The sequence below is a fragment of the Loktanella sp. D2R18 genome (assembly GCF_003318235.1).
In the GTDB taxonomy this organism is placed as follows: Bacteria; Pseudomonadota; Alphaproteobacteria; order Rhodobacterales; family Rhodobacteraceae; genus Yoonia.
In genome coordinates this window covers 92,505-107,486 of the sequence record NZ_QOCG01000004.1, presented here as the reverse complement: position 1 = coordinate 107,486, position 14,982 = coordinate 92,505, and the positions used below count along the sequence as shown (strand labels likewise).

General features: G+C 54.8%; 14 protein-coding genes. 9 read left to right on the top strand and 5 right to left on the bottom strand.

The annotated features are described in order from the left end of the window. Positions 1–40 precede the first annotated feature (40 nt). The 4 genes from DS901_RS01495 to DS901_RS01480 are packed head-to-tail and all read right to left on the bottom strand — an operon-like array spanning position 41 to position 3,028. Positions 41–856 carry an amidohydrolase family protein gene (locus tag DS901_RS01495; protein WP_113775153.1) on the bottom strand — a complete coding sequence of 272 codons (816 nt, stop codon included), beginning with the start codon at positions 854–856 and terminating at the stop codon, positions 41–43. After that, entirely contained in the window at positions 853–1,269 is a 417-nt protein-coding gene (locus DS901_RS01490) for an RbsD/FucU family protein (RefSeq protein WP_113775152.1), read from the bottom strand. Before DS901_RS01490 ends, DS901_RS01495 begins: the two co-directional genes overlap by 4 nt. Positions 1,270–1,272: 3 nt before the next feature. Next, positions 1,273–2,301 carry an aldo/keto reductase gene (locus DS901_RS01485; RefSeq protein ID WP_113775151.1) on the bottom strand — a complete coding sequence of 343 codons (1,029 nt, stop codon included), beginning with the start codon at positions 2,299–2,301 and terminating at the stop codon, positions 1,273–1,275. Positions 2,302–2,320: 19 nt separating this feature from the next. Continuing rightward, positions 2,321–3,028 carry a GntR family transcriptional regulator gene (locus DS901_RS01480; protein WP_258546620.1) on the bottom strand — a complete coding sequence of 236 codons (708 nt, stop codon included), beginning with the start codon at positions 3,026–3,028 and terminating at the stop codon, positions 2,321–2,323. A gap of 108 nt (positions 3,029–3,136) precedes the next feature. Here DS901_RS01480 and DS901_RS01475 point away from each other — a divergent pair, with 108 nt between their 5' ends. From DS901_RS01475 to DS901_RS01440, 8 genes are all read left to right on the top strand, one after another. Further along, on the top strand, positions 3,137–4,651 hold the full coding sequence (locus tag DS901_RS01475; RefSeq protein WP_113775150.1) for a UxaA family hydrolase: 1,515 nt from the start codon (positions 3,137–3,139) through the stop codon (positions 4,649–4,651). A 24-nt stretch (positions 4,652–4,675) separates the two neighbouring features. Then, the gene (locus DS901_RS01470; protein ID WP_113775149.1) at positions 4,676–5,422 is read left to right on the top strand and encodes an SDR family oxidoreductase; all 747 of its coding nucleotides are present in this window, start codon (positions 4,676–4,678) and stop codon (positions 5,420–5,422) included. A gap of 33 nt (positions 5,423–5,455) precedes the next feature. Next, positions 5,456–6,970 (top strand): sugar ABC transporter ATP-binding protein, encoded by a 1,515-nt coding sequence (locus tag DS901_RS01465; RefSeq protein WP_113775148.1) that lies wholly within the window; start codon positions 5,456–5,458, stop codon positions 6,968–6,970. A gap of 1 nt (position 6,971) precedes the next feature. After that, positions 6,972–7,979, top strand: coding sequence for an ABC transporter permease (locus DS901_RS01460; RefSeq protein WP_220150198.1), 1,008 nt, complete (start codon positions 6,972–6,974; stop codon positions 7,977–7,979). A gap of 43 nt (positions 7,980–8,022) precedes the next feature. Further along, on the top strand, positions 8,023–8,967 hold the full coding sequence (locus DS901_RS01455) for an ABC transporter substrate-binding protein (RefSeq protein WP_113775333.1): 945 nt from the start codon (positions 8,023–8,025) through the stop codon (positions 8,965–8,967). A 63-nt stretch (positions 8,968–9,030) separates the two neighbouring features. Then, a complete protein-coding gene (locus DS901_RS01450) occupies positions 9,031–9,885 on the top strand; it encodes a fumarylacetoacetate hydrolase family protein (RefSeq protein WP_113775147.1) in 855 nt (284 codons plus the stop codon). A gap of 174 nt (positions 9,886–10,059) precedes the next feature. After that, positions 10,060–10,779, top strand: a complete 720-nt coding sequence (gene fnrL / locus DS901_RS01445) for a transcriptional regulator FnrL (RefSeq protein WP_113775146.1) — start codon at positions 10,060–10,062, stop codon at positions 10,777–10,779. A gap of 236 nt (positions 10,780–11,015) precedes the next feature. Continuing rightward, a complete protein-coding gene (locus DS901_RS01440; RefSeq protein ID WP_113775145.1) occupies positions 11,016–12,284 on the top strand; it encodes a reverse transcriptase family protein in 1,269 nt (422 codons plus the stop codon). Positions 12,285–12,349: 65 nt separating this feature from the next. Here the strand turns inward: DS901_RS01440 and DS901_RS01435 are convergent, their stop codons facing one another. Continuing rightward, positions 12,350–13,183: a universal stress protein gene (locus DS901_RS01435; protein ID WP_113775144.1), complete on the bottom strand. Its 834-nt coding sequence runs from the start codon at positions 13,181–13,183 to the stop codon at positions 12,350–12,352. Between the two features lie 197 nt (positions 13,184–13,380). Here DS901_RS01435 and ccoN point away from each other — a divergent pair, with 197 nt between their 5' ends. Next, positions 13,381–14,979 carry a cytochrome-c oxidase, cbb3-type subunit I gene (ccoN, locus tag DS901_RS01430; RefSeq protein ID WP_113775332.1) on the top strand — a complete coding sequence of 533 codons (1,599 nt, stop codon included), beginning with the start codon at positions 13,381–13,383 and terminating at the stop codon, positions 14,977–14,979. Positions 14,980–14,982: the final 3 nt, after the last annotated feature.

The following is a 14,982-nucleotide window of genomic DNA, read 5'->3' as shown; positions in this document are numbered from 1 at the left end:
GTTGCGAACTTGCGTGGTTTTCGCGCAAAGCGCAATCAGATCACGGCAAGCGGTAAGCCTTTTGTGCGTTGCCGCCAAATATTGCGGCGTGATCCGTACCCGCAAATGCAAGCGCTACATCGTGCCACTGTTCATAGGTCGCGGCCAGCTTTGAGACGGGCCAGTCGCTGCCCCAGATGATACGATCCGCCCCGAAACTGGACAAGAGGTGGTTCACATAAGGCGCAATATCTGCCGGGGCCCATTCAGCGTGTGCTTCGGTGACGATGCCCGACAGCTTGCAATAAGCATGTGTGTCGCGCGCAAGCATGGTCATATCGGCGGCCCAGTCATCAAATTTGCCATCGCGGATTTCAGGCTTCGCGCCGTGGTCGATCACAGTGCGAAGGTTGGGATGGCGGCCAAGCAATGTCCCGAGGTTTTTCAAATGTCGCGGCAGAACAAGCGCGTCAAACGTCAGATCATTTGCGATCATCGCGTCAAACGCCGGCATAAAGTCGGGCCGCAGCATCCAATCATCATCTGCGATGTCTTGAATCATGGGGCGCAACCCAACAAGTTTCGGGTGCTTTGCAAGCGTTGCGATTTGTGCGGCGGCGTCCGTGGTGTCAAAATCAACCCACCCCACTACGCCAAGGATGAAATCATTTTGCGCGGCAAGCGACAGCATATATGTGGTTTCGGCATCGGTCGGGGCTGCTTGAACAAGAACCGTACCGTCGATGTCACAGGCAGTCAAAAGCGGTTGTAGGTCGCAGGGCTGAAAATCACAGTACAGCGGCGCAAGGTCAGGCGTTAACCAGCCATAGTCACCCCGCGCGAGCACCCAAAAATGTTGATGTGCGTCGATCTTCATGAACCGATGACGCCTTTGGTGAGGATGATATTGCCGTAAAGCCGGGTTTCACCCGTTTGCACGATGGCAAAGGCTTTGGCGGCGCGTTCATAGAATGAAAACCGTTCAATCGACCCGATTTTATGGTCGGGGAGCAGCGTTTGGAACGCGGTCACAATTTCAGGTACTGTATCTGGTGCGTCCACAACTTTCATCGTGTGGGCGGGCGTCGGCACATAAATATCGAGCGGCAGCAACTGTACGACAGCGGCCAAGGTATCCGTGGCGCTGTTTCCATCAAGGCGGATAGTTTTTGGGCCAAGCCCCTCTGCCGGGAAATTCGCATCGGCGATCACGATCTCATCGCCATGGCCCATCGCGCGCAACGTCCATAGCAAATCAGGCGATAAGATTGGGGGGATGTTGTGCAGCATGTGTTACTCCTTGGGGCAGGGGGCGTCGGTACGGATCAACCCCTCGGCCTGTAGGTCTGACCAGAGATCGGCGGGGATTTTTGTGTTGAAAACGGCGACATTGCTGGCGATCTCTGTCGGGTTCGCAGCGCCCGGGATGACACTGCGCACGGCAGGGTGGCCCATCACAAATTGCAATGCCGCTGCGATCAGGGGCACGTTGTGACTGGCGCAGACTGCCTCGATCTTGGCGACCTGGTCAAGGATGGGTTGTTCTGCTGGCATATAATTATACCGCGCACCGGGCACGGCACCTGTCGCGAGAATGCCGGAATTATAAGGGCCACCAAGGATGATCCCCACGTCACGTTTTTCGCAAAGCGGCAGAAAACTATCCAGCGCCTCTTGCTCTAATAACGTGTAGCGTCCGGCAAGCAAGAAACAATCAAACTCTGCCTCGCCCAGCAGCCTTTCACAGATTTTCCAATCGTTCACGCCAGCACCAATGGCCGCGATATCACCGTTTTCGCGCAACTCTTGCAACGCACGGTAGCCGCCGTGTTCAAATAGATCGCGTAAATGCCTGTCGGATACGGCTTGGCCATGGGTGCCCGGATCAATGTCGTGCAGCAACAAAATATTGGGGCGCGCACCGTTCAAACGGTTCAAACTGGCGGCATAACTGCGCATGATCCCGTCATAAGAATAATCAAACGTGATCCGGCGCGATGGCACATCAACATACATTTCCGGCGTAGCGTCATCTGGATGGCAGTCGTGCAATAGGCGGCCAACCTTTGTCGAAATGACGATATCCTTGTGCGCGGATAGGGCTTTGCCAACCCGCTGTTCAGACAAGCCTAGCCCGTAAAACGGAGCTGTATCAAAATACGCGAAACCAGCGCTCAGCGCGGCATCTAGGGTTTCGTCAGCCTGCGCATCGGACATCGCAGTGTAAAGATTACCCAAAGGGGCGGCCCCAAACCCCATGGCGGTCAACGCGACCGGCGTTTTTGTCCGATTGTTGAGCAGGTTTTTTTGCGTAACGCGCATTTTGTGATCCTTTTAGGTCCTAGCGAAAAAAGTCGGGGTATTGTTGTTCAAGCGGCTCAATACGCACGATCAACTGCCCAAGATGGTGCCGCATGGCGTGCGCCGCGCCGTCTTCGTCGCCTGTGCGGATGGCGTCCAGCACGGCGGTATGTTCAATGACCGTTTCCGCTGGACGGCCTTCTTCGGGTAGGATCAGCACGCGGGCGCGGCGCAATTGCAACGACAATTGATTTGAAATTGCGGCGACAGACCGAAAGCCGGTAAATTCAAGCAGCATCGCGTGAAAGGCTTCGTCGGCCTCAAAGAACCCGTGGAAATCCTTGTCTTCAACAAGCAGACCTTGCAAACGCAAATTGCGCGAGAGTTGTAACAATTGGTCGTCGGTGCGGGTGAGCGCGACACGTTTGACTGCGGCGACCTCTACGGCATCACGCAAGAAACATTCTTCGCGAATTTCATCGAGCGAAAACCGGGTGACCCGTGTGGCCGATTGAGGAATGACATCCACCAGACCATCACCTGAAAGCCGGGTCAGGGCTTCGGCGACGGGCGAACGCGAGACACCAAATTGTTCGCAGATCGTCGATTTGCGTAACACCTCACCGGGTGAAATCTTCATGTCTAGAATGGCTTCGCGCAGCGCTGTGTAGACGCGTTGCGACAAGGGGCCGTCAAGCTGTTCAATGTCCGCGAGAGCGCCGCTGTAGATATTCGTAATGTTCGCCAAATCTTTTCTCCGATCTCAACTGACATGTTAGTTGACATATGAACCATGTAAAGCTAATTGTGATTTCACTTCTTAACGAATTGTTTCGCACCAAGATAGGATGCCCATATGCCTGACGTTATCTGCCTTCATGACGACGATAATATCGTTATCGCGCTTGCAGATTTGGACGCGGGCACTGTCGTTGACGGGGTTGCGGTGCCGCTGATTGGATCGATCAAGCGCGGCCATAAAATTGCTCGTGACGCCATCGCAAAAGGGGCCAATGTGATTCGTTACGGCCAAACAATTGGCCAGACGAAGGCAGACATTGCGGCTGGCGAACATATCCATGTGCATAACCTTGGCATGGGGGATCATACCCAGGATTATGCGTTTGCGAGCGAGGCAAAGCCCGTTGTGCATGCCAGCGATTCGCGCACATTTGATGGTTATCATCGCGCCGACGGTGGTGTCGGTACGCGCAATTATATTGGCATTCTGACGTCAGTGAACTGTTCTGGGTCCGTCGCGAAGTTCATCGCCGAGGCCGCTGAAAAGTCGGGCCTGTTGGATTCGTTCCCGAACGTCGACGGGATCGTGCCGATCACCCATGGCACCGGCTGTGGCATGTCCGGCGAAAATGAAGGCTATGACGCGCTATTCCGCACCCTGTCCGGTTATGCGTGTCATCCGAATTTTGGTGGCATCTTGCTGATCGGGCTGGGCTGCGAAGTCATGCAAGTATCAGCTTTGGTCGACGGGCGGCCCATTCGTGCCGATGGCGCGCTGCGTTATATGACGATCCAGCAAGAGGGCGGAACACGCAAAACGATTGAAAAAGGTCTGGCCGAATTGGCAGGCGTCGCAGCAATTGCCAATCAAGCAACACGCCAACCGGCCCCGATTTCAAAAATCATGGTTGGCATGCAGTGTGGTGGATCCGACGGGTATTCGGGCATTACGGCAAATCCAGCGCTGGGCGTGGCGTCTGATCTGGTTGTGCAGCATGGCGGCACCACGATCCTGTCTGAAACATCTGAAATTTATGGCGCTGAACATCTGCTAACGCGCCGTGCTGTGTCTGCGGAAGTGGGCGAAAAACTGATCGACCGGGTGCGCTGGTGGGAAGATTATACCGCTCGCAATGGCGGCGAAATGGACAATAATCCAAGCCCCGGTAACAAGCGCGGCGGGCTGACCACGATCCTAGAGAAATCACTGGGGGCGGTCGCCAAAAGCGGCAGTGCGCCACTGGCTGACGTTTACAAATTTGCCGAAAAAATCACGCAGCCGGGTTTCGTGTTTATGGATAGCCCCGGCTTTGACCCGTGCTCTGTTACCGGGCAAGTGGCATCAGGCGCAAACTTGATTGCGTTTACCACGGGGCGCGGGTCTGTGTCTGGCTATATGCCGACGCCCGGCATCAAGATTGCCACCAATAGCGAAATGTATGCGCGCCTATCCGAAGACATGGACATGAATTGCGGAGATATCGTTTCTGAAGGTGTGTCGATCGAAGACAAGGGGCGCGATCTGTTCGAATTGTTCATTCGTGTCGCCTCTGGCGAAAAAACAAAAAGCGAAGAACTTGGCTTTGGCGGCGTTGAATTCGTGCCATGGCAAATTGGCGCAGTGATGTAAGCGATACTACGGGAGGAGCCCATAATGCGACTAAAAGACAAAACGATCCTGATTACAGCCGCGGGCCAAGGAATGGGGCGTGCCGCCGCGATTGCCTGTGCTGCAGAAGGCGCGAACGTCATTGCTACGGATGTGAACCGCGATGCGCTTGCGACACTTGGTGATATCGACGGCATTGAAACGCGTTATTTTGACGTGACCGACGCTGCTGCAATTTTGGCTCTTGCCGATGACCTGCCTGACCTTGATGGGCTATTTAACTGTGCTGGCATGGTCCACAACGGCACGGTGCTAGACATTTCTGACGCCGATTGGGAGCTGTCGTTGAATGTAAATGTGACGTCGATGCTGCGGATTTGCCGTGCGTTTATTCCGGGTATGCTACGCCGTGCGAAGATCACGGGTACCGCATCAATCTTAAACATGTCGTCTATGGCGTCATCGATCAAAGGGTTCCCGATGCGCACTGCATATGGCGCAACCAAAGCCGCCGTTTTGGGCCTGACCAAGGGGATTGCCGCCGATTTCGTAGGTCAAGGTCTGCGCTGCAACGCGCTGTGCCCGGGGACGGTCGATACCCCGTCCTTGCGTGGTCGGATCGATGCTTTTGATGATCCTGTACAAGCCGAAAAAGACTTTGCTGCGCGTCAACCTATTGGGCGGCTGGCGACGGTCGACGACATGACACCGACAATCGTTCATTTGCTGTCCGACGACAGCAGCTATGTCACAGGGCAAGCGTCCTTGGTCGATGGCGGTGTGACGATCTAGTATCGCGCCAAGGTTTGGGAGGATCTCAGCACAATGACAAAACTTGTCGATATGACGGGCATCGAAAAGCGGTTTCCGGGCGTGCATGCGCTGAAAAACGTGCAGTTCGACCTGCACAGTGGCGAAGTCCACGCGCTGATGGGTGAAAACGGTGCGGGCAAATCGACTCTGATGAAAATCCTGTCAGGTGTTTACACGCGCGACGGGGGCACCGTGGCGATCGATGGCTTCGACAACCCACCTGATAGCCCGCGCGCCGCCCAAGATATGGGGATCGGCATTATCCATCAGGAACTGAGCCTGATGAACGATCTGACCGCCGCCCAAAATGTGTTCATCGGCCGCGAACCGCGCCGCAGCTTTGGCCGCTTGGATGAATCCGCGCTAAACGCCCAAACTGCCGAAATTTTCGCATCAATGAACCTCGACATGGACCCACGTGCGCATGCCGGCGATCAAACTATCGCCCGTCAGCAGTTGATCGAAATCGCCAAGGCTCTGTCCTACAAGCCGCGCGTTTTGATCATGGATGAACCGACAGCGGCCTTGAATGATGTCGAAATCGCGGAACTGTTCGAAGTCATTCGCCGACTCAAGGCAGACGGTGTGGGCATTATCTATATCAGCCATAAGATGGATGAGATTAAGCGCATTGCGGACCGCGTCACTGTGATGCGGGACGGCGCGTGGATTGACACGCTTGATGCCGCGCAGACGCCGCTTGCCAAGATTATTGAACTGATGGTCGGGCGTGAAGTCAAAGAAGAGCCGCCAATTATCCCTGACACCTCGGGTGCGGAAATCGCGCTTGAAGTACGAGGGTTGCGCCGAGGCCGTGAAATTCACGATGTCAGTTTTAGTGTCAAAAAAGGCGAAATCCTTGGGTTTGCAGGTTTGATGGGCGCTGGACGGACTGAAGTAGCGCGGATCATTTTTGGTGCTGACCGGCGTGATGGCGGTGACATTTTGGTACACGGGCAGGCCTGCAACATCCGCAGCCCCTATGACGCCGTTGGCGCAGGCATCGGGTATCTGTCAGAGGACCGTAAACACTTTGGTCTCGCGCTGGATATGAGCGTACGCGCCAATATCGCGATGGCCGCGATGGGCAAGTTTACGAGCAAGACAGGTGTCTTGAACGAAGCTGCGATGAAGCAAACGGCGGATGGGTTCATCGAACAGCTTGGCATTCGGACCCCATCAGACACACAAGACGTCGGTCTGTTGTCGGGGGGCAACCAGCAAAAGGTTGTGATCGCAAAATGGTTGCTACGCGACTGTGATATTTTGATCTTCGATGAACCCACGCGCGGCATTGATGTCGGCGCAAAATCTGAAATCTATCGCCTTCTCGAAGACCTCGCTGCCCAAGGGCGTGCGATTATCGTGATCAGCTCGGAATTGCCCGAGGTCATGCGCCTCAGCCACCGTATCGCGGTGATGTGTGAAGGGCGGTTGACTGGGATTTTGCCAGGCGGGGCAGACACCGCACAAGAACAAATCATGGAACTGGCGACCCGGCGTGAAGCCGCCCCAGTGGGAGAATAAGATGACAACGTTAACCACAGGCCCCGCGCAGACAATGGCGTCCAAGCTGATTGGCGCGTTGATGCACCAAAGATTGCTGGCGTTTGCGTCGCTGATCGTCTTGCTTATCGTGTTTTCGCTCGCATCGCCAAACTTTATGCAAACATCCAACATGATCGCGATTTTGCAAGCGACCAGCGTGAATGGCGTGCTGGCAATCGCTGCGACGCTCGTGATTATCACAGGCGGGATTGATTTGTCTGTCGGCACGATGATGACGTTTTGTGCCGTCATGGCCGGGGTCGTGTTGACCAAGGCCGGGCTGCCGTTGCCATTGGGCGTTGTGGCGGCGATTGGGGCTGGCGCGTTCTGCGGGCTGTGTTCGGGCACTTTCGTCGCCAAGCTGAAAATTCCGCCGTTTATTGCCACGCTCGGTATGATGCTGATCCTGAAGGGGTTGAGCCTCGTGATCTCGGGGACCCGTCCGATCTATTTCAATGATACGCCGGGTTTTGACCTCATTTCGCGGGGGTCATTAATTGGTGAGGTTCTGCCATTCCTGCCGATCCCGAATGGCGTGCTGATATTATTCATTGTGGCAGGCATCGCGTCTTATATCCTAAGCCGGACAGTCCTGGGGCGGTATTGCTTTGCGCTGGGATCGAATGAAGAGGCCGTGCGCCTATCCGGCGTGAACACCGACCGCTGGAAGATCGCGATCTATGCGTTGTCGGGTGCCATTGTTGGCATCGGTGGTCTGTTGATTGCGTCACGTCTGAATTCCGCGCAGCCCGCACTTGGCCTTGGTTACGAACTTGAAGCGATTGCCGCTGTCGTCATCGGGGGCACGTCGCTGTCAGGTGGACGCGGTACAATCATTGGCACGCTGATCGGTGCACTGATCATGGCGGTGCTGACCAATGGCCTGCGTGTCCTTTCTGTCGCCCAAGAATGGCAAACCGTTGTCACCGGGGCGATTATTATTCTGGCGGTTTACGCAGATATGATGCGCCGCCGCAAATCGAACTAATCACGAAACGATACGACCAAAAACAACTGTGGAGGAGAAAAACATGTTGTCACGCCGTACTCTAATGGGTGCAATCAGCGCCCTAGCCCTGATGGGCACCACCCCTGCGATGGCGCAGGAAGAAATGTACATCCCGCTTGTATCCAAAGGGTTCCAACACCAGTTCTGGCAGGCGGTTCAGTCCGGTGCAGAGCAAGCCGCAGCCGAAGCAGGTGTGCGTATTACATTTGAAGGTCCAGACAGCGAAGCTATGGTCGATCGCCAAATCGATATGTTAGCCGCCGCCTTGGCCAACAACCCAGCTGCAATTGGTTTTGCCGCACTTGATAGCCAAGCTGCTATTCCTTTGCTGCGTCAAGCACATGAGGCAGGCATCCCGATTGTTGCCTTTGACAGCGGCGTCGACAGTGACATCCCTGTGACAACTGCCACCACAGATAACCGCGCTGCAGCAGCACTTGCCGCTGATAAAATGGCGGAACTGATCGGTGGATCTGGGACTGTTGCCGTGGTTGCACATGACCAAACCAGCCGGACCGGTATCGATCGCCGTGATGGGTTCCTTGAGCAAATGGAAGCTAACTATCCTGACATCGAAGTCGTCAGCGTACAGTACGGTCAAGGCGACCAGTTGCAGTCAACCGAAGTTGCCAAAGCCATTCTGATCGCAAACCCAGGTCTGAACGGTCTGTTCGGCACCAACGAAGGGTCTGCAATTGGTGTTGTGAACGCTGTGCGCGAGCTTGGCTCTGAAGGCGTGACCATTATTGGTTACGATTCCGGCAAAGCCCAAACTGATGCAATCCGCGATGGCCTGATGGCTGGTGCGATTACGCAAAACCCAGTTGGGATCGGCTATGAAACCGTGATGGCCGCGATTGCGGCGACAAATGGTGAAGAGCTACCTGCGATCATCGACACAGGTTTCTACTACTATGATCAATCCAACATTGACGACGCTGAAATTCAGGCCGTTCTTTACGATTGATTGCGGTCAACCGACGGCCCGTTATAATTGGCGGGCCGTTATTTTTATGTCGAAAGGGCGAAAATGAAACTGTTGCGTTATGGACCTGCGGGTCAGGAAAAACCCGGTCTTTTGGACGATCAAGGACAGGTGCGTGATCTATCAGAAATTATTCCCGACCTGTCAGGTGATGCGCTGACGGCGCAAAGCATCGGCAAACTGCGCGGCGTTGATATCACGACGTTGCCCCTGGTCCCCGGCACGCCGCAAGACGACCTACGCCTTGGTGCCTGCGTTGGTGATATTGGGAAATTTATCTGCATTGGTTTGAACTATGCAGATCACGCTGCCGAAAGCGGGCTCGAGGTACCGCCAGAGCCAGTGATTTTTAATAAATGGACATCTGCGGTTGTCGGGCCGAATGATGATGTTTTAATCCCGCGTGGTTCTGAAAAGACTGACTGGGAAGTAGAACTGGGAATCGTGATCGGTACGGGTGGATCATACATCGACGAAGCCGATGCAATGAACCACATCGCGGGGTTTTGTGTCGTCAATGATGTGTCAGAACGCGAATATCAGATCGAACGTGCGGGCACTTGGGACAAAGGCAAAGGCTGTGATACGTTTGGCCCCACTGGCCCGTGGCTTGTGACCCCCGATGAGGTCGGCGATTACGATAACTTGTCGATGTGGCTGGATGTCGATGGCAAGCGTTATCAAAACGGCAGCACCGCGACGATGGTCTATAAAGTGCCTTTCTTGGTGGCCTATTGCAGCCGTTTTATGTCGCTCCAACCGGGTGACGTCATTTCAACTGGTACACCTCCAGGTGTTGGTATGGGCCAAAATCCCCCGGTATACCTGAAGGGGGGCGAAGTGATGCGCCTTGGTATTCAAGGGCTTGGCGAGCAGCAACAAAAAGTTGGGAACGCCTAAATTATCGGTCACAGCTTTGGATTGAAGCTGTGACCGCACGGTATCCTAAGCGTGGGGTAATGAGTAGCGTCGGGTTGCATGGTTTGCCGACGTGCTTTCCCTCGCGTTTATAGTGGCGCTTTAGGTTCGATTGCGCGATACTGGCACCGACCAGCCGCCGCAAGGTTTTGAACTATGAAACTCTCTGTCCCGTCGATGAACTCCTGTGAAGAATGCCCCATTCGGTACAATGCGGTTTGTTCAAAGTGTGATGTTGATGAAATGCAAGAGCTGGAAGCGATCAAGTATTATCGCTCCTTTGCCGCCGGCCAGCCGATTTTTTTTGCGGGTGATCCACTGGAATTTGTCGGATCCATCGTTTCGGGTGTGTCGAGCCTGACGCGAACCATGCCGGACGGACGCGTTCAAATGGTTGGGCTGCTGCTGCCCGGTGATTTTCTGGGTCGTCCCAACCGGGATACGATCGATTGCGATGTGGTTGCTGAGACGGAAGTGATGCTCTGCTGTTTTCGGCGCAAACCGTTTGAGCGTTTGATTGATCACACGCCTCATGTCGGCCAACGCCTTTTGGAAATGACGTTGGATGAATTGGATGCGGCGCGTGAATGGATGCTGGTGTTGGGGCGTAAAACCGCCCGTGAGAAAATTGCTTCGCTACTCTATATGATCGCTACGCGGATGGCGAAGCTGTCGGCGCAAAGGTCAGAAAGCACGACGTTCACCCTGCCAATTACCCGCGAAACAATGGCAAATTATCTTGGCCTCACGATCGAAACGGTGAGCCGTCAGATGTCAGCGCTAAAGCGCGATGGGCTGATTTCATTTACCGACCGCCGCGATATCACGGTGCCCGATGTTGAAGCGCTTAAGGATGAAACCGGTGAGGCCGACTAGCGCATTGGGCGTGTTGTCTCAGCGGTTTTTTGGCGTTAAGCCTTAGGGGCAACGGCGATCTCTGGCTGGTGTCTTTGATACCATGGGGCGGGGTATCCCCGTCTGACCAAACGACCTTTGCATACACGGCATCACCGTAACTGGGTGTTACCCAGTCCGGGTGATGCGCGACCAAGAAAGGCAGAGATCGTTCGTTGTACCCTGACAAAAGAAATTCGCTAAAAATCTTTGCGAGGTTGATCGCGCCAAGCCTGGCCAAGGGGCGTTGGGCGGTTCCTGATGTCACCAGCGCATTAAAGCGCCGCATACCAACACAGTTTCACAGCGAAGCACGATTGATCGCCGAAGACCTTGTGGCGTTATTACAGGCGATGACTTCACCGAACGCGGGCGCGATTTCTAAGGCCTTGTGCGCATGTGATGCATTTGTCCGATTGCACAGTGAATGCTTGCGACTAGGAGTTTGGCCGGACCCAGATTTGAATTCCGGTAAAATGCTCCCGTTGTTTCCGTTCGCAGTGTTGGATTTGCCCAATATCCCGACACTCGCAGCGCTTGCAGATTGGTTGGTGATTGATGGCGCGCGGCTCGCGTATATGGCGGATGTCACGAACCGCCACAACGAGCATCCGGATGCGCCAGTACATCACTATTTGTATGGGCTCCGCCCCAAACCAGCAGGCGGGTACCGCGTGATCGAAGCCCCGAAGTCGGGGCTCAAGGCGTTACAACGTCAAATTTTACGCGGGATATTGGACAAAGTTCCAGTTCATCCAGATGCATTTGGTTTTGTGCGTGGAAAGTCATGTGCCCAAGCGGCGAACCGTCACTGCGGGGCGCAAACCGTGGTCAGCTTTGATCTACGCGATTTCTTCCCGCGGATCGGGGCCGCGCGGGTTTTTGGCCTGTTTCGGCGATTAGGATATCCGGATGCGGTCGCGAGAACCTTATCGGGGCTTTGTACGAGCACGACGCCACAGCGGGTCCGCGCACGGTTACCCCATCTGCAAGGTCAGTCGATGCGGACCCCGCATTTACCGCAGGGCGCGCCGTCGTCACCTGCATTAGCGAATTTGATTGCATTTACGCTAGATCGCCGTTTGGCTGGGCTCGCGCGTGCATTGGATGCGCGATACAGCCGTTATGCCGATGATCTCACATTTTCGGGTGACGCAGGAATCGCGCCCGTGCTGACTAGGGCAGTCCCACAAATTCTACAGGAGGAAGGATTCGTTCTTAATCCGCGAAAGACGCGAGTGCGCAATGCAACGCAGCGTCAGGTGGTAACCGGGATTGTGGTGAACCAGCACCTCAATGTGCCGCGCGCCCAATATGATCTGATCAAAGCCAAAATTCATGCATTGCGCCATGCTGATGTTTCACGTCGCTTGGACCACGTGCATTGTTTGTCCTTGGAAGGGCAAATCGATTGGGTCTGCAGGCTAAATCCGCCGCGCGGGCAAAAACTGTGGCAGTTGTATCAGTCTGCTATGACCTGTGGTTGAAAGATGGGCGTTGCTTGCGATCCTCCCAAAACACAAGCACGCCCACCTTACATATGTCGCAAGACTTAGCGCGACATTAAGATCGGCCGGTCCGCCATTTCCAATAGGCTGCGCGTGGCGCCGCCAAGGACGGCTTCGCGCAGGCGGGAATGGCCATAAGCACCGGATACGATCATCTGTGCGCCAACCTCCCGAGCATGACGCAGCAGTATCTCGCCGACATGTGGCTCTGTTTTTGCCAAAACGTCAACCTGAGTCTTTGTTCCGTGCCGCATTAAAAACTGTGCCATTGCCCCGCCGGGGTCAGAACGGTCAGCCGCGTGGACGGGCGGATCGATGATACAGATGTCCGTTTGGTCCGATTTTTCGAGCAATGGCAACGCTGCCCGAGCGGCGGCAAGCGCCTCTGCACCATCATTCCACCCCATAAGAATACGCCCGCCATGCGCTGGCATTTCGCAACCTTCAGGGATCATCAAAACCGGGCGTTCTGCAGAAAATAGGCAGGCTTCGACGACTGCGGCGGTTTCTGGGTTGTCTTGATAGGGGCGTGGGAGCACGACCAAATCAGAAAACCGCAAGCTGCGTGCCAAATACCCTGTCAGGGCTGGGCCTTGCACTGTCGCAGCCTTTGACGACCAGCGGATGACTTCGCCTTTCATCCGCTCCTCAAGCCACGCCTCGATTTCTTCGCGCGCGGCCATCGCGTCGCGGGTTTGCTCAGCGACCAAGATTGCCTCTGCGCCCAAATAGTAATTATTGGTTTCGGTGTGGCTGATGGTGGCGATGTAAATATCCAGATGCGCGTTCATATCAGTTGCAAGCGCGATTGCTGCATTCAACGCGTCGGGCGCGTCATCTTGGCTGGTCAGAACGGTTGCAATGATTTTGTAATCCATTGACTGGCGGTTCCCTTTTCGGTTTCGACGGTAGGGCGACCGTTCGCGCAAGCCGCACCTAGGCACTACCATCGGCTAATCTGGATCGCGGTGTCTTGATCCATGTCAAAGACGAAACACAGCCCGTTCACCATTACGAGAGTCGTAAGCAAATGTTGTGCCCGGTGTTGGGCGCGGCAAACGAAGGGGATTCTCGGATGGGGAACTATGTTAAGCTGGTCGTGTTGGGGATAATCACCCTGTTCGCGGCCATCGCGGCAAACTGGGGGCGTGATATCGCCTACGTGGTGCATGCGGTCATTATTATGCTTGTTGCAGGCTATTTGTTTTTACGCACGTTGCGCCAAACAGATGAACCGATCAAGCCAGTGGCAACCGATGGCTATATGGACGATGTCGTCCGCGCGGGTGTCATCGCAACGACCTTTTGGGGTGTTGTGGGGTTCTTAGTCGGTGTCGTCATCGCCTTCCAGCTTGCCTTTCCTGCGCTTAACTTTGAGTTTCTTCAACCTTACGGGAACTTTGGTCGGTTGCGCCCACTGCACACAAGTGCGGTAATTTTTGCCTTTGGGGGCAACGCGCTGATCATGTCGTCATTCTACATCGTGCAACGTACCTGCGGCGCGCGGTTGTGGGGCGGAAACCTGTCGTGGTTTGTGTTTTGGGGGTATAATCTGTTTATCGTGCTTGCCGCGACAGGTTACCTGCTTGGGGCGACGCAGTCGAAAGAATACGCCGAACCCGAATGGTATGTCGATATTTGGTTAACTATCGTCTGGGTCGCCTTCTTGGCGGTTTATTTGGGAACCATTTTCAAGCGCAAAGAAAAACACATCTACGTTGCGAACTGGTTCCTTCTCTCTTTCATCATCACCGTCGCGATGTTGCACCTTGTGAACAACCTTTCCGTTCCGGTCAGCATTTGGGGCAGCAAATCTGTGCAGCTCTTTGCGGGTGTCCAAGACGCCATGACGCAGTGGTGGTATGGCCATAACGCGGTTGGCTTCTTCTTGACCGCTGGTTTCCTTGGGATGATGTACTACTTTGTGCCCAAGCAAGCGGGTCGTCCGGTCTATTCCTACAAGCTGTCGATCATTCACTTCTGGGCGCTGATCTTCCTTTATATCTGGGCGGGTCCGCACCACTTGCACTACACTGCGTTGCCTGATTGGGCATCGACACTGGGCATGGTGTTCTCGATCATCCTTTGGATGCCTTCATGGGGCGGGATGATTAACGGTCTGATGACCCTGCAAGGGGCCTGGGACAAGCTGCGTACAGATCCGATCATTCGGATGATGGTGATCAGCCTCGCGTTCTATGGTATGTCTACATTTGAAGGCCCGATGATGTCGATCCGTGCAGTTAACAGCCTGTCTCACTATACCGACTGGACCATTGGTCACGTGCACTCTGGTGCGCTTGGTTGGAACGGGATGATTACCTTCTCGGCTCTGTATTTCTTGGCGCCACGTCTTTGGGGTAAAGAAGGAATGTATTCGATGTCCGCGATCAACTGGCACTTCTGGTTGGCCACAATCGGCATCATTCTATATGCCGCTTCAATGTGGGTCACCGGCATCATGGAAGGCCTGATGTGGCGTGAAGTTGATGCCAATGGGTTCCTTGTGAACAGCTTTGCTGACACTGTTTCCGCCAAATTTCCGATGCTCGTTGTGCGCGGATTGGGTGGGGTCTTGTACCTGACTGGTGCGCTAATCATGGCGTGGAACATCTTCATGACCATCAAGGGTGGCGCACGCCAAAAAGCCCTTGTCGGCGTCCCAACAGCATAAGGA